Genomic DNA, 21,106 nt, shown 5'->3' on the forward strand with positions numbered 1-21,106 from the left:
AAACATGACATTTACGATACAACCCGTTTTAAGAAAAATTCTATTTTTCTTAGCCATACTTATATCTGGATTTAAAGGATTTTCTCAAAATAAATTAATAACGTTACATGTAAAAAACAAACCTATAAGCCTAATTATCAAATCGATTGAAGAACAGACTGATTTTAGAATAATTTATAATGCCAGAAAAATAGATGCTGATCAGCTGGCCGATTTAGATGTCAATAATGCGTCTCTTGAAACCACTTTGAAACTGTTATTGAAGGATAAAAATATTTCTTTCTACATTCAGAAAAAACAGGTTTTATTAACGAATGCTGTTCCTGACGTTACTGTAAATACGCAGGAAACAGAAAGATTTATAAGCGGTACGGTTTATAATGCAAAAGACAAACTGCCGCTTCCGGGTGCAACTATACGCATTAAAGGAACGGGAATGGGAGCTATTACTGACTTTAACGGAAAGTTTGTTTATCTGTTAAAAGGAAATAATATCAATGATCTTGTTCTTGAAGTTGGCTTTTTGGGTATGGAAACGCAATCGCAAAAAGCGGACAACAAAAAGCAATTTGTTTTTCACCTTCAAGAAACTACTGATGAGCTGAATCCGGTTATTATTACCTCATCATACGGTACAACAAAGTTAAAAGAGGAAATCGTGGGAAGTATTTCTACGTTGAATGCAAAAGATATTGCGGTTGAACAAGCTTCTGAATCTGTTGATAAAATGATTACAGGACAAATTGCAGGAGTTTTGGTTGAAAATACAACAGGAGTTGGAGGTCCAGTAAAAATTAATATCCGCGGACAAGGTACTCTGCCTTCTTTTACAAATGCCAGAACTGGAACTTCTACACAGCCTCTTTTTATTGTTGATGGTGTTGTTATGAGCGAAGAGTTTGGTTTAGATAGTACTTTTTTTAGTGGAAATGGAGATGCGACAGAAACCTTTTCTAACCCATTAATGAAGATTGCTCCAGAAAATATAGAAAGCATTTCGGTTTTAAAAGATGCTGCAGCAGTTGGTATTTATGGTGCTGATGGTGCAAATGGTGTAATTTTAATTACAACTAAAAAAGGAAAAAAGGGAAAAACACAATTTGGATTCTCAAATCAGCTTGGTATTTCGTCAGCCATTAATCAAATTAAATATTTAAATGGCGAACAGTATAATGAACTGCGCAATGAGTTTATAAAAAACACTTCACCTGGAAGTGCTTTAACGCCTTATAACGGGGTAAACACAGATTGGTTTAGTTTGCTGAACAGAACTGGTGTTTACAATAAATATAACTTTAACGTTTCGGGTTCAACTTCAAAATTTTCATACCGAACTAATGTGAGTTATACCAAAATTGATGAACCTCAATTGGGTAATGATACGAAACAATTAAATGCAGGAATTAATCTAGGTTTCCACCATAGAAATCTAAATGTAAGCTTAATACTTAATCCAAGTTTTGTACAGCAGCACGCTCCAAATATCTTTTATTCATTTGCTTACCTTCCTACTCTATCTCCTTATAATGCAGATGGTTCTTACTCTTTTTTAGGTTCAAGCGGTATTACCAGAGGAAATCCTCTGGCGGCAATTGAACAAAATAAAAATGAAACTAATACTTACGGACTTTTAAGCAGTTTAAATGTTTCTTATCAGCTTAACAAAGCGATAAAGTTCTCTACTCTTTTTGGTATTGATTATACGGATAAGGAACAGGATCGCTACTATTCTGCTGAAAATGAAAGCGGACAGTTTTTAAATACTTTTAAGTTAAATGGTATTGATTATCCTAGATGGGGACGCCGTCTTATAAATCAACGAAATTCTACAAAATGGAACTGGCAGGGACAACTTTTGTTCGAGAAACAGCTTACTGAAAGCCATGGCATTGATGGAGTTTTAGGTTTTGAACTTGCTGAGGATAAAACAAACTTTAATTATAAATCAGCTGTAGGTTTTGTGAATCCAAATCAAGTTAATGCTATTTCAGATGCTGTTATGGATGACAACCCAAATACACCGGAAGATGAATCAAAAAACAATCAAACTTTTGGGAATGATATAAGCTATAATTCAAGAGTTTCGGCATTTGCTCAGGTAAATTACAACTATAAAAAGCGTTACTACTTTTTAGCTAATTTCCGTCGCGACGAAAGTTCTGTTTTTGGTGTCGACAGCAATGTTGCTTTCAATGGCGGCGCAGGTGCAAGCTGGATTATTAGTAATGAAAATTTCCTTAATACTAATTCTTGGATTGATTTCTTAAAATTAAAAACCAGCTACGGTTCAACGGGAAACTCAAGAATTGGTTCTTATAGATCTAAAGGTTTATACACAATTCATCAAAATGGTTATAATGGTCTAGACGGAGCAGTTCCTAATACAGCTCCAAATGGGGATTTAAGCTGGGAAAAAAACATAAAATTCAATGGCGGAATCGATTTTAATATTTTTAAACGTCTAGAATTTTCTGTTGAATATTATTATAATAATTTGAGCGATTTGATTGCAACACGAGATATTCCAACTGAAACGGGTTATAATTCTCTTCAATTAAATGCGGCAACCATGTATAATAAAGGTTTTGAATTTTCAACCCGAATTAAATGGATTAAAAGTGATGCTTTTAAATGGACTACGGCTTTTAATATTTCTACAATAAAAAATAAAGTAACAGAATTAAAAGGTTTAGGAAGCGATTATTCTCAAGCCGAAATGGCACTTGCGCAAAAAATAGGTTACAGCACCACCACCATTTGGGGATTAAACTGGGTTGGCGTTGATCCTGCAACGGGAAGAGATTTGGTACAAAAAGATGGTAAAATCTACGATATTATGACTTATAGATCATTGTATACTATCGCAGATTGGGAGCCAATCGGAGACCGCCAGCCGGATGCTTTTGGAGGATTTTACAATAGTTTTTCTTTTTACAGCAATCTTGTTTTGTCATTTAGAGGAGATTTTCAAATTGGCGGCGAATTCTTAGCAAAAGATGTTCTTATCGATAAATATTCAAATACATTCAACAGAAACCTTTCTGTTAATGCTAATGATCATTGGAGAAATCCTGGAGACATTGTTTCGCAGCCGGCAGTTACTTCAACTCCAATCGTGGCAAACCTCAGCAAATATGTTTATGATGCCACTTATATCAGATTGAGCAATATTAATTTAAGCTATAATATACCACTTAAAAATACTTTTCTAGATACACTTGCAGTTTTTGCAGATGCAACTAATGTAGCATATTGGTATAAAGAAAAAAGCCCAAAAGGAATGAACGGAATACGCGAGTTTAATTATACATATCCACAAGCTAGAACAATCTCGCTTGGTGTTAATGCTAAATTTTAAGAAAATGAAATATTTAAAATATATAACAATTGCTGTCCTCATATTTTCAGTACAAAGCTGCAGTGACTTTTTAGAGCAAGAACCTGGATTACAAACTTCTATAGACGAACTTTTACAAAACAAAAAAGGTGTTTTAACTGCTTTAAACGGATTGTATCGTGAAGTAGAAGCAAATACAAGAGGAGAACGTTTTGCTGTTTATGCTGATATGCAGGGAGGAAACATAAAATTTACTCCTGCTTCAGCCGGAAGCAGTAAAGGACAAATTACGGCTGCGCCAAATGTTAGAGCCGTATATTCTTTTGAAGATTTATCTGAAACCAGCAACTTTAAATTATTTTACGATGAAAGCTATGATATTATAAATCAAGCCAATTTAATTCTAGAATATATTCCGTCTCTGCGTGATGCCACTGATGTTGAGAAAAATCAAATAAAAGCCGAAGCCTTGGCAATAAGAGCTTATACACACTTTTTACTTTCCTTAGTTTACAGTCAAAATTATGGTTACACTCCAAATGCATCGCATTTAGGAATTGTTTATAATACTGAATCTATTAAATCTGGCTTAAAATATCCGGCAAGAAAAACAACTGCCGAAACTTATTCTTTAATTATTACCGATTTAAAAACGGCTTTAGACAATTATTCCAACAACGCCGCTTTAGCGGGACCTTCGTATTCATTTTTCAATAAAAACAATACAAAAGCACTTCTTGCAAGAGTATATCTGTATAAAAAAGACTGGGCAAATGCTTACGAAACTGCAAATGATGTTATTACAAATTCAGGTATAACATTAGTAAACTCTTCAGATTTAATTGTCCAATGGTCACAGGCAGATATTCCTCTTTCTGAAACATTATTAGAATTTTCGATTCCAAAAGATGCCGAAGGTTCTGTATCATCATCAATGTCCTCTTATTTTGGTTATGACGGAGCTAATTATGCCGCATATGTTGCTTCAAATGACTTAATTAATTTATATGAAAACGGCGATTTAAGAAAACAACTTTTTGTTACTGCTTCTCTCTCTACTTTAGTAAACGGAGTGCTTACTGGAGTAAATTACAACTTTACTAAAAAATTTCAGGATAATGCCGGATATGTTGCTTTTAGGTTAAGCGAAATGTATTTAATACGAGCCGAAGCTGCCTTAGAAAACAATAGATCTGATCTTGCATTTGCTGATATTAATACCATTCGAAGCCGTGCAAATGCCTCACTGCTTACCAATACAACCAATTTAAAAGAAGCACTATTATTAGAAAGAAGAAAAGAATTGTGTTTTGAAGGACAGCTTTTCTTTGATTTAACCCGTAATCAAAAAGGAATTACAAGAAATGACGGTTGTATTTCAAACAATTGCAGCATAGAATATCCATCGCTAAAATTTGTACTGCCTATTCCAATCTATAATATTAATCTTAATGAAAACTTACAGCAAAATGAATCGTATTAAGATATTCAGCATATTAACTTTCACCGCATTATTTATTTTTTCTTGTTCTAAAGACGATTACAAGATGGGTTCTGAAATTGACCCGCATTTGAGATTTAACTTTTTTGTAAAAAGCGACAATACTCCTTTAGAATATCCTGCGATTAATGGAACTCTTATTCCACAGTCAAACTATGTAAATAAAGCAATAAAGACATTAAAAGTTCCTGTTGCTCTAACAGCCTATTCTTTAAAAAATACCGTTACAGCCAATTTCAGCTCGACAATAACGGGCGACAGCGAAGGTTTTAGATTAAATCCTGTCAATGAACTTGTTTTTCAGGCAAACAAACTGACGGATACGATTTCTATTTCGTTTGATAAAAGATGGGCCGCAAACCAAAGTATTACATTGAAACTCGAAACAATATCAGATCCAAGTATTCATATTGGAAACCTGAATACGGAGGCTAAAAATGATACCTTCAAAATTGATTTGGCTCCAATAACAACCAATTATACATTTCCAATAAGCCGATTTGATATCAAAGGAGAAGCAGGAGAAAAATTTGACTTTAATGTTAATTTTCCAAACGGATATTTTCCTTCTGAAATGGAAAATCTTGAAATATTTGAATCCTTAGATGGTTTTAATTATTCATTAACTCATGATCCTTTTAAAACAAACAGCAATTCTGTTACCTATCATTTTACCCTTTTAGAGAACATTAAAAACGATGACGTTTATTACGAATCAGCCATTTCATTGGTAAATGCAGGTGATTATACGGCAACAGGAAACACGATTGTACAAATTGTAAAACCAATCAAATCAAAAAGAGATGTTAATGCAAATCCTGCATCTAAATTTTATGATTTATCAAACGCTTTTTACCTTACTTACGGCGAAACTTGGTTTGATAGAAGCGGTGTTTGTGCATGGCAGGCTTACAATGCCTTTACTTTTCCAATTGTTGTTCCTAAAAGTCATGAAAATGCTGTTTTATACAGCGATAAAGGAACTGCAAATCCAAATGACGATGTTTATCACGATGCTTTCAGAATTGGTTTTAATGTGGCTTCTGGAACAAATACCACAAATTCATTTAACCTAAAAAGATGGTTTAGCAACGAAAGTACAACTGCGGCAAATTCGCCTGGATTTAATATTTCATCCGCTTTAGAGTTTTTTCCAGCAAACGGAAACAGTAAAACAAATGGAAATGTTTTAGTAATTCCGCAATACATTACCATTACAGGAAGCAATAAAAACAAACATATAATTGCAATTTCAGGATCAGGAACTTACAAAGAAATAAGTACTGGTTTATTTGAAATTTCTTTCGAATTAAAACTAACAAACGATGCGCTTTTTGGAGGAACTGTCTCTACACAATATAGAATATACAACAATAGAACATATCCTAAACCAGCAGCTTTAGACATAAACTGTCCTAAAGAAGTTGATCTATAATTTTTGATTGACAGCTTTAGGTTTGCAGATCAAACAAATCTAAAGCTGTTAAAAAAATACATTCAAAAAAAGAACAAAAACACAAAAAACAAAATTGAAAAAGCTAATCTTCCCTATTCTCTTTTTGGTAAGTTTAACGGCTTACAAAAGCATTGAGCAGCCAAATTACATTGATATTCAGGAATTACGAAAAATCTACTCTAGCGGGGATTTGTCTAAATGGCCTGCGGCAGAATTACATGAAAGCATCGATAAGTCGAAATTTCAAGATATTGGCGTTTTACCTGCCGTTCCTTATCCTGATTATAATCCATATTCTAAAGAAAAAGAAAGTTTAGGCAAAATATTGTTTTTTGATCCGAGGTTATCTCGAAGCGGACAAATTGCCTGTGCCTCCTGCCATAATCCAGAATTAGGATGGACTGATAATTTAACGCGTTCTTTTGGTCACGACCGCCAAACAGGAAAACGTAATTCGATGACCATTTTAAACTCGGCATACGCCACTTCCTTATTTTGGGATGGACGTGCAAAGAGTTTAGAAGATCAGGCACAATTTCCTATTGGAGATCCTTTAGAAATGAATGAGAAACTAACAATTGCCGTTGATAAAATTGCCAAAATCAAAGGTTATAAACCGCTTTTTGAAGCTGCATTTGGAGATAAAAAAGTTTCTTTAGAACGCATCCAATATGCGATTACTACATTTGAAAGATCAATTAATAGTCCGAAAAGTAAATTTGATCAATTTGTAAGTGGAAAATCAGACATTTACACCGATCAGCAAGTAAAAGGAATGCATTTATTTCGAACCAAAGCACAATGTATAAACTGCCACAATACACCTTATTTTAGTGACAATGAATTTCATAATGACGGACAGACTTTGTTTGGAACAAAAAATGAGGATTTTGGACGTTATAATGTTACTAAAGATGTAAAAGATATTGGCAAATTTAGAACGCCAACACTTCGTGAAGTAGTAAATACGAAACCATGGATGCATCACGGACATTTTCCAACTTTGCTTGATGTTGTTGAGCTTTATAATTTAGGAAACCCCTCTCCTGTTCAAAAAAAATATTTGGGAACAGCACGAGATTCTTTGATTCCGAAAGTTGATCCTGCGCTTAAAAAATTGAATTTGAACAAAGAAGAAATAAGCGATTTATTAGCTTTTATAGAAACTCTAAGTACACCAACAAGAAGAATTATGACACCTGAAATGCCAAAATAGATCAGTTAAAAACAATAATCTTAAAGCCTGTTTTCTAAATGAAAACAGGCTTTACTTTTATACAAAATCTAAACTGTACTTTTCCTTTTTCTGATAACAATTTGCTATTCTCACATTGAAGTATAAAATGACACGGCAGCTAAAATGATATTGTCATTTTTTAAATTTGTTTGTAACAAAAAGAAACTCTCCTTTTTATAAAAAATATCACTTATGAAACTTGAACACATTCAACTCCAGACTGCAGATATTAAACAGACTGTACTATTTTATCAAGATATTCTTGGTTTACCGATTATAGAAAACAACTCCGAATTTGTTACCATCAAAGCAGGAAACTCAATTTTAAAATTTGTTGAAAACAGCGATTTCAACTCAATATATCATTTTGCCTTCAATATTCCTGAGAACAAACTTGATGAAGCTATTGAATGGTGTAAAAGTAAAGTCGATTTAATTGTAATTGAAGATCAAAATGTCATTACCAATTTTGAAAACTGGAATGCCCACGCGGTTTATTTTTATGATAATAATGGAAATTTATTAGAGTTTATTGCCAGACATGATCTCGATAATTATCAAACGGAAGAATTCAGTTCTAAATCTATTTTAAATATCAGTGAAATTGGAATCGTAAATGAAAATCCTTTAGAATTAGGAAATCAATTAATCACAAAACACGGCTTAAACTTCTTTACTAAAAATACAAACAGCGAAGCTTTTGCTGCACTTGGCGATGACGAAGGTTTATTGATTATGGTAAGACCTAATCGAAATTGGTATCCTACCCAAACGCCTTCTGAAAGTAATAAAACAGATATTAGACTTGAAAATAATGGGCAGATTATTGATTTAAAATTTTAACCAACTTCAAATTTCAAATCATATTTATTTCCTTATTTTTATAAAAAGTTGACACTATTATACCAATAACATAAAAATATCTAAAATGCCATTTGTCCGAATCAGTCTGCCCAAAAAACTTTCTCAGGAAACAAAAAACACTATTTCAGAATCGATCCATTACTCTTTAATCGAAGAGTTTAATATTCCAAAAGAGGATTATTTCCATGTTATTGAAGAATTAGAACCTCATCAAATAAAATATCCAGAGAGTTATCTTGGAATTTCACATTCTGATGAAATAATTTATGTTCAAATAACGGCTGGACAAGGAAGAACTTTAGAACAAAAGAAAAAGTTATATCATCAAATTGCCACGAGAATTTCGTCAACAACATCAATTTTAATCAATAATGTTATTATTGTTTTATTAGAAAATAACGGACATGAAAATTGGTCTTTTGGAAATGGTGAAATCCAAGAACAGAAACATTTAAAAAAGTAATACGATTAAAAATATAAAGCCCAATTCAAGTAATTTGAATTGGGCTTTATTTATGTTTAAAGTCAAAATTTAAAACTTCATTTTCTGAATTCTCACGGCATTCAATATCGCCAGTAAGGCAACTCCAACATCGGCAAAAACGGCTTCCCACATTGTTGCTAATCCACCTGCGCCTAAAATCAGCACAAAAGCCTTTACAACAAAAGCAAGCGTAATATTCTGCCAGACAATTTTTTTGGTTTGTTTTCCAATATTAATTGCCATTGCTATTTTACTTGGTTTGTCATCTTGAATTACAACATCGGCAGTTTCGATTGCTGCGTCGCTTCCTAAACCTCCCATCGCAATTCCAACCGTGCTTAAAGCAATAACAGGTGCATCGTTTACGCCATCACCAACAAATGCAACGGTTTCATTTTTGGCTTTGATCTCATTTACTTTATCAACTTTATCTTCTGGAAGTAAATCTCCAAAAGCATTTGTAATACCTAATTTATCAGCTACAAATTGAACTACATTCGTTTTATCACCGCTTAACATGGTCACTTTTACACCTAATGCTTTTAGTTTTGTAACTGTTTCCTGCGCGTCTTTTTTAATTTCATCTGCAATGGTCAAATAACCCGCAAATTTTCTATCGTATGCAATGGCTATTGTCGTGTAAACGACTGAACTCGGATCTATGTTATATGGTATGTTATATTTATCTAAGAGTTTAAAGTTACCAACATGCAAATCCTTTCCGTTAAAAAGTGCTTTTAATCCATGTCCTGAAATTTCCTCAACATTTTTCAATTCAATTGATGAATCAATTTGCCCTACATAGTTATGAATTGCGGTTGCAACAGGATGCGTACTATGGCTTTCTAAGACATTTACCATATTCAGAATTTCTTCTTTATCAAATTCAGGATTAATAATTACTTCCTGAACTTTAAAAACACCTTCTGTCATTGTTCCGGTTTTATCCATTACAACATTCTGAATCGTCGAAATACTGTCTAGATAATTACTGCCTTTAAATAAAATTCCGTTTTTACTTGCAGCTCCAATTCCGCCAAAATAACCGAGCGGAATACTAATTACTAAAGCACACGGACAAGAAATAACCAAGAAAACTAACGCGCGGTACAACCAATCATTAAATACATAATGATCTACAAAAAGCATTGGCAATACACAAATTGCAATTGCGAGATAAACGACAATTGGAGTGTAGATTTTGGCAAACTTTCTAATAAACAATTCTGCAGGCGCTTTTTTGGTTACAGCTGTTTGAACCAATTCTAGAATTTTAGACAATTTACTATCGCTGTATGCAGTTGTTACCTTTACTTGAACAATTGTGTTCTCGTTTATCATTCCTGCAAGAACTGTTTCGCCTTTCTTTTTGGTGTCTGGTTTACTTTCTCCTGTTAAAGCTGCCGTATTAAAGGAAGCTGTATCTGATAATAACTCTCCATCTAATCCCAATTTTTCTCCAGCTTTAAGCTGAATAACTGATCCTATTTTTACATCAAAAGCTCTAACTTTTACTGCAATGTTATTTTCAAAAATAGTAACCTCATCAGGGCGTGAATCTAATAAACTTTTAATATTCGATTTTGCTTTGCTGACTGCCATTCCTTGAAATGTTTCTCCAATGGTATAAAACAGCATAACAGCAACACCTTCAGGATATTCTCCAATTGCAAATGCGCCAATTGTAGCGATACACATTAAAAAAAACTCCGAAAAAACATCTCCTTTTATAATGCTTTCGTAGGCTTCTCTCAAAACAGGAAAACCTACCGGAAGATAAGCGGCAACATACCAAGCAATCCTTAGGTAACCTAAAAACCATGTTTGAGGGAAATAGTTGTCTAAACCAATTCCTATAAGTAATAAAACAAAGGATATGATGGCAGGCAGGAACATTTTAAACAAAGTTCCTTCGCTGTTATGTTCATGATCATGTCCATGATCGTGTCCGTCATTATCAGAATGTACAGGTTCATCATGTGAACAGCTGCAGGATGGTTTTGCTTTATTTTTTGTGCTTTTTATTTCTTTATCTTGATGTATCATGAGGGAAAACTTCTTGTTTAAACTTTTTCTAAATAATGCACTAAATTTACGGTTTTTATGTCAAAGTTTATTGCTGCAAAGGCGCTAAGCCATTAAGTTTTTTATTAAAAAAAACATCCTAGTTTGTCATTTCGACTGAAAGNNTTCAGTCGAAATGACAATAAAATGAGAAAAAACTTGGCGCCTTCATGGCAAATAATCTAGTGACTGTGCTCTCCTCCGCCTTTCATCGCAGACAACAAATAAAAAGCTCCTTTTGTAACAATTTTAGCTCCTGATTCAATTGCACCAACAAACTTAATTTCTGTAAAACCTAAATCTGTTGTTCCTGGAACTACTTCAACGGCTTTAAAATGAACTTCTTTCTCGTGAGCTTCCTCTTTTTCGCCTGCTTTATGTTCGTGCTTTTCTTCTGCATGAGCTTCTTCCTGTACAAAAACAAAGTATTTATCGGCATTTCGAACTACGGCATCTTTTGGTAAAGCCGGTACAGTTGCATTAACAATATTAATATTTGCCGAAACATACATTCCTGGAATCAATCCTTTTGCGTCGGCTGGATCAATTTTGGCATGAACTGCAACCGTTTTACTTTCATTAGAAAATGATTTATTGATTCCGAAGATTTTTCCTTTAATTGATTTATTAGATTGGTTTGTTAATACAAAATCGATAACCTGACCAATTGAAATTGAACCTAAATCTTTTTCATAAACATTCAAATCTAAATGCATTTGACTGTTGTCTACAACTTCAAACAAAGAAACTCCTGTTTGCGCAAAAGCACCTTTAGCAATATTAATTTTCCCCACATAACCGTTAATCGGCGCGACAATTGGAACTACTGAAGTACTTCCTTTTGTAGAAACATGCAAAGCTTCTAATTTATTTTTTGCGGCTTGTGCTCGCGCTCTTTCGGCAGCTAATTTGGCTTTTACTTCTTGAAATGTTTTTCTCGGATTTACGTTTTCGTCACTCAATGTTTTCTGACGATTGTATTCTAACTGCAGATATTCAACATTGGCTGTTGCCGAATGATATTCTTCCTGCATTTCGATAACTTCAAGATTTTGAATGGTTGCCAAAACTTTTCCTTTATTGACAAATGTTCCTTCTAAAACAAAAATATCCTTCACCGTTCCGCCAATTAAAGTCGAAACTTCGGCAGAATTTTGAGGAGGAACTGTAGTATATCCATTTGCTTTGATAACCTTATTAAGGTTTCTGTCTTCTACAAATCCTGTTTCAATACCTACAGTTTTGTATTGCGATTCTGTTAATGCAACTTCTGTCGTAGATTTTTCTTCTTCTTTTGTTTCTTCTGTCTTTTTTTCATTGCACGAGATTAATATTCCGCTATAAGCTATAAGCAGTAAGCTGTAAGCAATTTTTCTTTGCGAACTTTGCGTTAAAATCGTTGCGAACTTTGCGGTTAAAGAATTATATATTTTTTTCATTTTAATTGTTTTTGATGGTTGGAAATTGGAGTTCGACAGCACTTTGATTAAAACTGTGTGTTGCTTCTGCAAGCTGTTTTTTAATATCAATTGCCTGATTTAAAAAACTTATGTAAGACCAATAACTCAAATCGCCGTTTGCATAACTTTTTTGTGCAGTTTCGATAATTTGATTGGCATATTGCAATCCTTCATTTTGATAGTAATCCAGATTCTTCTGTTGTTTTTTGAAGTTACTCTGCAATTCTTCTTTTTGCAGGTTCAATATAATTTTGTTTTTATCTAATGCCAATTGCGACTGCGAAATACTGATTTCCGCGGCTTTTGCTTTTGCTGTATTTACACCTCCAAATAACGGAATCTGAAGTCCAGCGGTAAAACCTTGAAATAAAGACACTTTATCAATCGTTTGGGCAAAATATCCTAAACCTACCTTAGGAGTTCTCATGGCTTTAAATGTTTTGGCTTCTTTTTGAAAAACCGAAATCTCCTGCTGATACAGATCTGTCATTATACTTTCAGCCTTTGAATCCTGATATTCTACAAAAGGATACTTTAGCGAAGTTGACTCATCTGGCAGTACATTTTCATTGGTTTGAATAAAAAACTGAAGTTGTTTTTGATAAATTGCCATATCATAAGCCAATTGTTCTTTCTGAGTTTCAATTTCCTTTACTTTCGCCTTGGCGCTTATTACCTCAATATTACCACTTTCTCCTGTTTTAAAGCGAAGCTCTGCATTTTTTAGAAATTTGGTATAAATCTCATTTAACTCAGAATTCAACTTCTGAATCGAAATTCCGTACAAATACTGATAATAAGCCAATGTCACAGCTTTTTCAATTTCATAAGAAGATAAAGCTTTGCGTTTCTCTGCCAATTTTGCTAATTCTTCCTGTAACTGTCTGTTAGCCTTTGTAATATTTCCTAACGGGAAAAATTGCTGCACCGAAACATTATGATCATAATCCGCACTATTAAACTGTCCGCCTTGATATTGCACCTGAAGCGGATCCGGCTGAAAGGCCGTTTTTTGTAAAGTCTTTTGCTTTTCTATTTCCTTATCAGCAATTTTTAAATCAATATTGTTTGATTTGGCAAGCTCAATTGCTTTTTCTAAAGATATTTTAGTTTGCGCTGATGTCAGTGTGGTTATCATTAAAAATGTGATTAACCATAACGTTTTATTCGCCAATAGGAACTTGTTTAACCACAAAGTTCGCAAAGAATGCGCGAAGTTCGCAAAGGTTAAATTTCTATGAGTGTATTTTAAGTTTTTCATCTTTTTTTAATTTTCTTTGTGTTCTTTGCGTTTAAGTCTCTCTAACATTAAATACAAAATCGGCAAAACAATTAAAGTCAATAAAGTTGCCGAAAACAATCCGCCAATTACAACTGTAGCCAATGGTTTCTGAACCTCAGCTCCGCCGCTTGTAGACAATGCCATTGGTAAAAATCCTAATGATGCTACTGCCGCAGTCATTAAAACTGGACGTAATCTGGTTTTTGTTCCAATTAAAATTCTTTGCAGCGGATCTAAAATTCCTTCTGTTTTTAATTGATTAAAGTACGAGATCAAAACAATTCCGTTAAGAACTGCAATTCCGAATAAAGCGATAAACCCAATTCCTGCCGAAATACTAAACGGCATTCCGCGCAGCGAAAGAGCAAATACACCTCCAATAGCCGATAAAGGAATGGCTGTAAAGATTAAAAGTGCCTGTTTGTAACTTTTGAATGTGAAATATAGCAGTATTAAAATTAAACTTAAAGCAATAGGCAATGCGATCGAAAGCCTTTTTGTGGCTTCAACCAAATTTTCAAATTGTCCGCCATACGTTACATAATAACCTGCAGGCAGTTTAAAATTTTTATCCAGCTTTTGCTGAATCTCTTCTACAACCGTTTTAATATCACGTCCGCGTACATTTAATCCCACTGTAATTCTACGTTTTCCATCTTCACGAACTACTTGAACCGGACCTTGCTCGTAATCAACTGTAGCCACCTGAGAAAGCGGTACCTGTTGTCCGTTTGGAAGTGGAATAAACAAATTACTCACATCAGTAATATCAGCACGATTATCTTCATCCATTCTAACTACTACATCAAATCGTTTGCTTTCGTCGTAGATTTTTCCAGCGCTTTCTCCTGCAAACGATGAACGAATAATTTGATTAATATCTGAAATATTCAATCCGTATAAAGCGATTTTGTTGTAATCGTATTTGATCGTTATTTGCGGCAGACCTGTTACTTTATCCGCTTTTAAATCTCCAATTCCTTCGATACCTTTAATTTTCGAAATTAACTCGGCAGCTTTTGAATCTAGAATTTCCAAATCGTCTCCAAAAATCTTGATCGCAATGTCACTTCGGCTTCCAGTCATTAATTCGTTAAAACGCATTTGAATTGGCTGTGAAATCTCAATATTAGCTCCTGGAATTACTTCCATCTCTTCTTTCATGGCATTTGCCAGTTCTTCCCAATTGCGATACTTGCCTTTCCATTCTTTTTTATCTTTCAAAACAATAATCAAATCACCGCTTTCTATCGGCATTGGATCTGTTGGAATTTCACCACTTCCTATTTTGGTTACGATTGTTTTTATTTCGGGAAATTTAGCTTTTAGAATCTGCTCGTATTTTGTAGTTGTTTCCACCATCTGCGTAAGCGAACTTCCCGTCATAATTGTTGCATTAATAGCCAAATCACCTTCTTCAATCGTAGGGATAAATTCTCCTCCCATATTCTGAAAAACAATAACACCTAATACAAACAATCCTAAAGAAGCTCCTAAAACTACTTTTTTAAACTGAAGTGCTTTGCTTAAAAATGGTGTGTATAAATTCTCGAACCAACACATCATTCTATCACTGAAGTTTTCTTTATGTTCTGTTTTTTTCGAAAGAAATAAAGCACTCATCATTGGTACATAGGTCAGCGACAGAATAAATGCACCAATAACGGCAAAACCAACTGTCATTGCCATTGGTTTGAACATTTTTCCTTCAGTGCCCACTAAGGCTAAGATTGGTAAATACACAATTAAAATTATGATTTCACCAAAAGCAGCACTATTTCTAATTTTTGATGCCGAATTGTAGATTTCGGCGTCCATTTCTTCCTGCGAAAGTTCCTTTTTACGTTTGAGTTTTTGCAAATGATGCATGGAAGCTTCGACAATAATCACGGCACCATCAACAATAATCCCAAAATCGATTGCTCCTAAACTCATTAAATTTCCGCTTACGCCAAAGGCATTCATCAAAATAATAGCAAAAAGCATCGCAAGCGGAATTACAGAGGCTACAATTAATCCTGCACGAAGATTTCCTAAAAATAAAATCAATACAAAAATGACAATTAAAGCTCCTTCTAATAAATTTTTTGTAACGGTTCCAATAGCATTATCTACTAATTTTCCACGATCAATAAAAGCTTCGGCAACAACACCTTCTGGCAGACTTTTATTAATTTGGATCATTCTTTCTTTAACGCGATCAACAACTGCGCTGGAATTTTCTCCTTTCAACATCAAAACCATTCCTGAAACGATTTCACCTTTACCGTCTTTAGTTGATGCTCCGTAACGCAATGCTACGCCTTCGCGAACCTGCGCTACGTCGCGTACTAGAACTGGCGAGCCGTTTCGGTTTTTAACCACAACATTTCCAAGATCTTTAACTCCTTTTGCCATTCCGACACCGCGAATAAAGAATGCGTATTGGTCTTTTTCAATATAAGCACCTCCAGTATTTTGATTGTTTTTTTCTAAAGCATCAAAAATCTCGGTAATGGTTACGCCAAGACTGTTCAATGTATTTGGGTTTACGGCAATTTCATATTGTTTTAATTTTCCACCCCAAGTACTTACGTCTGCAACTCCTTTAATTCCTTGTAATTGCGGAATAATGATCCAATCCTGAATGGTTCTTAGTTTTACGGCATCGTATTTATTTTCATACCCTTTTTTGGCATAAACATCGTATTGGTAAATCTCACCTAATCCTGTAGAAATTGGCGCCAATTCAGGCGAACCCGCATATTCTGGAATGTTTTCTTCGGCTTGTTTTAAACGTTGAAATATTTGTTCACGTGCCCAATAAATATCGACATCGTCTTCAAAAACAACGGTTACTACAGATAATCCAAAACGGGAAATACTGCGAAGTTCTATAATATCAGGCACTGTTTTTACAGCCTGCTCTAACGGATATGTAATTAATTGTTCGACCTCTTGACTTGCCAAAGTAGGTGCCGTTGTAATAATTTGAACTTGATTATTGGTTACGTCCGGCAAGGCATCAAGTGGCAATTTTTTAAGCGAATAGCTTCCCCAAGCTATCAAAACAAGGGTAAATAGTAGTATAACGAATTTGTTTCGTATACTAAACTGAATGATTTTATCTAGCATTTGAAATATTTAATGACATGAGAAATTAGACAAAAATTTGTCCTATAATTTTGTGGAAAGTTCACAATTCTCTGACCCAAATATTTTAGTTCTAAATTTTAAAACTAAACAATCGGGCTATCATTATGCTATTTGAGGCGGCTGCCAAATACTTCCATAAAAATTGGAAGCAAATACAGAAATGTAATTTGGTAAAGAAGTTGAAATAATGGTGTGAGCAACAGGAAAATCATAGCTCACAGAATATTGAAAACTTAAAATTTGTGCCCCGCAACAGTTGCAAGTGCAAAACGGAGAACATAAATCAGTGTCTTTGTCATGAGAATGATTGGCTTCTGATGAAAATTGAGCTGTTTTATGCATAGCACTATCCACTTCCATATCTGCACAAGGCATATTTGAAAGTATAGTCAAGTAAATTGATAATACTATTGTAATCCATTTCATGACTGTAAAAATAATACTTTATCTCTTTATTTGAAACAAATAATTTTCTAATCCTGTTTTTTAATTGCATTTTCTAAAAAAAATAGTACAAGTCAAAAGAAAATTTATTTAACTTTAACACTAATTAACATAATATTATATATTCAAAATTTCAATCTTTTACATCCTAAATATCTAAAAAACAAAATCGTACATACATCTCAGTTTAAGAATACATTAGTTCTATTTTATTTTGCGCAGTTTTATTAATTAACAAATACCACAATCAATGAAATGCAACACAGTAATATCAGCCTTTTTATTATTCTTTAGTGTACAAATTTTCGGTCAGGTTTATACCGATAAAATCGTAGGACAAAAAAATCAACAATTAAAAGACAGCCTTAAAGTAGAAGAATACCCATACGCTCTTCCAATATGGGGCGAAAAAGTTGCTCAAAAAGGCTATAAATTACCTTACTCGGCGGGATTATCAATAAATTATTTTTGGCAGGATTCTCAAATTGACATTAGTCAATTGAATGTTGGTTTTAATAATGGCCCGCAATACAACTTAGATGAAATTGTGCGTTTTGACAAATCTTCGGTCGAAGCTGGTGCACTTACAATACGACCTGATATCTGGCTGTTACCCTTTTTAAATATTTATGGAATATTTGGTAAAGCAAATACTTCAACAAAAATTAATGCCGGTATATGGGTTCCGGATGCCGATAATAATTGGTCACAAGTTGCTTCTTTCAGCACTAAAGCCAATTTTAATGCAACAACATTCGGTTTTGGTATGACACCAACAATTGGTATTGGCGGAGGCTGGCTTGCATTAGATATGAACATGGCTTGGACAGACATCAGCTCTTTAGATAAACCTGCTTTTTCTTATGTTTTTGGACCTAGATTAGGTAAAACTTTTAAGTTTCATAAGGAAGATCAAAATATCGCTTTATGGGTAGGAGGTTTTAGAGTTCATATTTCTGGCGATACTAATGGAAATATTGCAATGTCTGATATTTTTGATTTAACTACTGCACAAGGCAAAGTTGATGATGGTTTAGAAAAAGTAGCCGAAAATCAAACTAAAGTTGACACTTGGTGGAACGGTTTAACTCCTGCACAACAAGCTAATCCTATAAATGCGGCAAAGCATAATACAGCAAATCGAGCTTTAGAAAGAGCGGGAACTTTTTTAACTAATCTTGATGGAGCCTTGAGTACTGCTGGCAATTCTTCTGTTCAATATTCGCTGCAAAAAGCTCCAAAAGATATGTGGAATTTTATTATTGGAACTCAGTTTCAATATAACAAGCACATTATGTTTAGAGCAGAATGTGGATTTTTAGGAAGCCGGACACAGGTTTTAGGCGGACTGCAATATCGTTTTGGACTTTAAACCCAATTGTATGAAAAAAGCTTTACTCTTGCTTGCTGCATTATTAAGTATGTCTCAAGCGAAGTCTCAGGTGCTGATTTCCTTAATTTTTGGAGACAAACTAAATTCTCCTTTTTTAGAATTTGGATTAGAAGGCGGTATAAACCTTTCGACAATTTCTGATCTGGATAGCTCTGGAAGTAATCCTGGATTCAATCTTGGTTTTTACTTTGATCTTAGATCGAAGCAAAATCCAGCTTGGATGATTAATACGGGAGTAATTGTTAAATCTCCCATGGGAGCACGCCATATTCCTATGTATTCTTTAAACGATGAGAATTTAGATAATACTTTTGCTGGTGGAACTGTAAATCGGGAAATTCGATATTTTAATGTTCCTATTTTGATCAAGTACCAATTCAAAAATAGAATTTATCTCAAGACCGGACCGCAGTTTGGTTTGTTAGCCAAAGCTTTTGATGAATTTTCTAAAGATGTAAATAAAGATGATGTAGTTTACAAAAAGAACATCAGAGACCAAATACGTGTTATTGATGCAGGAGTTGCTCTAGGTGCTGGATATCATATGAATGTGGGCAATGGATTGAATCTAACGGTTCAATATTATTATGGGTTGGTTCCTGTAATGAAAGGCGACGGTCCAAATGTATACAACAGGTCTTTATATATAACTGCTGGTTTACCTATTGGAAAAGGAAAAGCTGCTCAAAGAAGAGCTGAAAAAGATGCTGAAATGAACAAAGTTATTCTTCCTGAAGATGAAATGCCTAAAAAATAATTTGCATTAATTAAAGAAAAAAATCAAAAAAAAATCCAAATTTCAAAGTTTATGAAATTTGGATTTTTTTATAGAATTTTAAAAGATATTATCTGCTCCACTCAGCGATACTGTCTTTGTTCATTTTTACATAATCTTGGTTGTTTGCAGCCTCAGCAGCAGCCAATGAAACTTTAGCCGTTTCAACAGCACCTTTTTTATCTCCTTGTTTTGCCTGAATTAATGATTTCAATCTAGAAACATAGTATGGCTTATCAGTACTCATATCAAGAGCTTTATCAATGTAAGTTCTTGCAGTTTCGATGTTTCCATTTGATTGAAACAAATATTGTGCAGCAGCAAAATAGTCATTCCAAGTTGGTCCAGCCAATGTTTTTTCGATACTTGCAGTTGCAATTTTTGCAGTAGGAACTTCAAATTTTAAAGCAACGTGCGAGTTTTCCCAAGCCATTTCTAAATAACCAAAATTAGGATCTAAACCATTAATTCCAATTGTAAAAGTTTCTACTGGTGTTGGCAGTGCATTTTCTTTTACTGTTGTTCTTAATGCTACATAAGCATCACTCCAATTTTCTGGCAATCCCCAGTTGTCTGTAGAAAGGTAAAAAATAACTTCCCAGCTTTCGATTTTAGGAATAGTATAAATTGCATATTTCCCTTTTTTCAAAGTTTTTCCGTCAATTACAACATCATCACTAAAATTAATAATTGTATTTTCGTTTGCTCCTGTTCTCCATAACTTTCCAAACGGAACTAAATTACCAAAAACTGCTCTGCCTCTCGCACCTGGACGCGAGTAAGTAACCTCAACATCTGTTAACCCAACTGTTTGTTTAATATAAGCTTTTGGACTCGCTTGTGGTGTTTTCACCTGAGCTTCAGACGCAAAAGGAGCCATTATAATAGCTAATGCGATAAGTAGTTTTTTCATTATTAAGAGTTTTTTTTGTTTGTTCAAATTTACAAATTCAATTACCGAACAAATGTTAAAATTTACATAATTCAAGATTGAAGAGCAGCTATTTTTTTGGCGTTTAATTCGTTAAAATTATTAATGATTAAATCCGCTTCATCTAAGTCCTGCATGTTCGAATGCAGACTGTTATATCCGACGCAAAAAATCCCTGCTCCTTTAGCCGCTTTTACCCCATTTGTACTATCTTCAATAATAATACAATTCTCTTTTGGCGCTATTGATAAGGAAGCTGCGTGAATAAAAATAGCAGGATTTGGTTTTGACTGAGGAAAATCTTCGCCGCTCACAATATGAGAAAAATACTGATGCAGATTAAATCTGGTAAAAACTCTTTCTATTGTAACCTTTGATGCCGAAGAAGCTAAAATTAGCTGAATTCCGCTTGCGTGTAAATCTTTAATTAAATCCTCAACACCTTCAAGCAGATACAAATCTTCCTTTGTATCAAAAGCATCATTAAAAATACTTCTTTTTCGTTGAATCAAATCTTCAACTTCATGCACTATCGAAGGAAAATGTCCTTTTAGCGTTTGAAATGTATTTCGAGTTGAAAATCCAGTAAATGATGTATACATTTCTTCTGAAACTTCGATATTTAATTCTGAAAACTGCTTATAATAAGCATAACGATGAACGGGTTCTGTATCCACAATTACGCCGTCCATATCAAAAATTACTGTTTTAATCATTTTTTTTTTAGGTTCTGAGGTTCTGAG

Annotated in this window: 15 protein-coding genes; 8 read left to right on the plus strand and 7 right to left on the minus strand. The window is 33.9% G+C overall.

The window, feature by feature from the left end; translation table 11 throughout:
- Positions 1–4: 4 nt before the first annotated feature.
- From B0A75_RS17500 to B0A75_RS17525, 6 genes are all read left to right on the plus strand, one after another.
- Entirely contained in the window at positions 5–3,358 is a 3,354-nt protein-coding gene (locus B0A75_RS17500) for a SusC/RagA family TonB-linked outer membrane protein (RefSeq protein WP_089055554.1), read from the plus strand.
- A gap of 4 nt (positions 3,359–3,362) precedes the next feature.
- Positions 3,363–4,820, plus strand: coding sequence for a RagB/SusD family nutrient uptake outer membrane protein (locus tag B0A75_RS17505; RefSeq protein WP_244284417.1), 1,458 nt, complete (start codon positions 3,363–3,365; stop codon positions 4,818–4,820).
- Positions 4,807–6,273 (plus strand): hypothetical protein, encoded by a 1,467-nt coding sequence (locus tag B0A75_RS17510; protein WP_123872392.1) that lies wholly within the window; start codon positions 4,807–4,809, stop codon positions 6,271–6,273. The genes B0A75_RS17505 and B0A75_RS17510 overlap by 14 nt, the downstream gene beginning before the upstream one ends.
- 94 nt (positions 6,274–6,367) lie before the next feature.
- Positions 6,368–7,510 (plus strand): cytochrome-c peroxidase, encoded by a 1,143-nt coding sequence (locus B0A75_RS17515; protein ID WP_089055557.1) that lies wholly within the window; start codon positions 6,368–6,370, stop codon positions 7,508–7,510.
- A 213-nt stretch (positions 7,511–7,723) separates the two neighbouring features.
- On the plus strand, positions 7,724–8,374 hold the full coding sequence (locus B0A75_RS17520; RefSeq protein WP_089055558.1) for a VOC family protein: 651 nt from the start codon (positions 7,724–7,726) through the stop codon (positions 8,372–8,374).
- An 85-nt stretch (positions 8,375–8,459) separates the two neighbouring features.
- A complete protein-coding gene (locus B0A75_RS17525; RefSeq protein ID WP_089055559.1) occupies positions 8,460–8,858 on the plus strand; it encodes a tautomerase family protein in 399 nt (132 codons plus the stop codon).
- A 69-nt stretch (positions 8,859–8,927) separates the two neighbouring features.
- Here B0A75_RS17525 and B0A75_RS17530 read toward each other — a convergent pair whose 3' ends face one another.
- From B0A75_RS17530 to B0A75_RS17550, 5 genes are all read right to left on the minus strand, one after another.
- Entirely contained in the window at positions 8,928–10,925 is a 1,998-nt protein-coding gene (locus B0A75_RS17530; protein WP_089055560.1) for a heavy metal translocating P-type ATPase, read from the minus strand.
- Between the two features lie 200 nt (positions 10,926–11,125).
- Positions 11,126–12,382, minus strand: coding sequence for an efflux RND transporter periplasmic adaptor subunit (locus B0A75_RS17535; protein WP_089055561.1), 1,257 nt, complete (start codon positions 12,380–12,382; stop codon positions 11,126–11,128).
- A 1-nt stretch (position 12,383) separates the two neighbouring features.
- Positions 12,384–13,541 carry a TolC family protein gene (locus tag B0A75_RS20870; protein WP_244284418.1) on the minus strand — a complete coding sequence of 386 codons (1,158 nt, stop codon included), beginning with the start codon at positions 13,539–13,541 and terminating at the stop codon, positions 12,384–12,386.
- 129 nt (positions 13,542–13,670) lie between these two features.
- Positions 13,671–16,799, minus strand: a complete 3,129-nt coding sequence (locus tag B0A75_RS17545) for an efflux RND transporter permease subunit (protein WP_089055563.1) — start codon at positions 16,797–16,799, stop codon at positions 13,671–13,673.
- Between the two features lie 123 nt (positions 16,800–16,922).
- Positions 16,923–17,246 carry a DUF6660 family protein gene (locus B0A75_RS17550; RefSeq protein WP_244284419.1) on the minus strand — a complete coding sequence of 108 codons (324 nt, stop codon included), beginning with the start codon at positions 17,244–17,246 and terminating at the stop codon, positions 16,923–16,925.
- A gap of 268 nt (positions 17,247–17,514) precedes the next feature.
- Between B0A75_RS17550 and B0A75_RS17555 the strand changes: the two genes are divergently transcribed.
- Both B0A75_RS17555 and B0A75_RS17560 read left to right on the plus strand, forming a co-directional pair.
- Positions 17,515–18,636: a hypothetical protein gene (locus B0A75_RS17555; protein ID WP_089055564.1), complete on the plus strand. Its 1,122-nt coding sequence runs from the start codon at positions 17,515–17,517 to the stop codon at positions 18,634–18,636.
- A gap of 10 nt (positions 18,637–18,646) precedes the next feature.
- Positions 18,647–19,414, plus strand: coding sequence for a porin family protein (locus B0A75_RS17560; RefSeq protein ID WP_089055565.1), 768 nt, complete (start codon positions 18,647–18,649; stop codon positions 19,412–19,414).
- Between the two features lie 88 nt (positions 19,415–19,502).
- Here B0A75_RS17560 and B0A75_RS17565 read toward each other — a convergent pair whose 3' ends face one another.
- Together B0A75_RS17565 and B0A75_RS17570 are read right to left on the minus strand one after the other, a co-directional pair.
- Positions 19,503–20,345 (minus strand): DUF2911 domain-containing protein, encoded by an 843-nt coding sequence (locus B0A75_RS17565; RefSeq protein WP_089055566.1) that lies wholly within the window; start codon positions 20,343–20,345, stop codon positions 19,503–19,505.
- A gap of 71 nt (positions 20,346–20,416) precedes the next feature.
- A complete protein-coding gene (locus tag B0A75_RS17570) occupies positions 20,417–21,079 on the minus strand; it encodes an HAD family hydrolase (protein WP_089055607.1) in 663 nt (220 codons plus the stop codon).
- Positions 21,080–21,106: the final 27 nt, after the last annotated feature.

Source organism: Flavobacterium oncorhynchi, assembly GCF_002217355.1.
In the GTDB taxonomy this organism is placed as follows: domain Bacteria; phylum Bacteroidota; class Bacteroidia; order Flavobacteriales; family Flavobacteriaceae; genus Flavobacterium; species Flavobacterium oncorhynchi.